The 207-nt window shown below is 48.8% G+C and carries 1 pseudogene; it reads left to right on the forward strand.

Annotated features, from left to right (window positions below):
• Window positions 1–27 precede the first annotated feature (27 nt).
• A pseudogene (locus tag QMG93_RS35185) lies at window positions 28–207 on the forward strand (IS110 family transposase); the annotation flags it as partial.

Raw genomic sequence — 207 nt, forward strand, 5'->3', positions numbered from 1 at the left:
CCCGAGTCCTATCAGGAGATTCGGCAGTTGGTTCATGCCCGTGAGTTCATCCTAAAGCAATCCGGTGCTGTAAAAAACCAAATTCATCGTTGGGTCGATATGCATTTTCCCGAGCTCGGCCTTGTCTTTAAAGACGTGACGTGCAAAACAGCCTTAGCGACACTTGCTTTGTTTCCACTTCCATCTGACATTCGCGACCTATCTCCG

It is taken from the genome of Paenibacillus tyrphae, from assembly GCF_027925525.1.
Lineage (GTDB): Bacteria > Bacillota > Bacilli > Paenibacillales > NBRC-103111 > Paenibacillus_G > Paenibacillus_G tyrfis_B.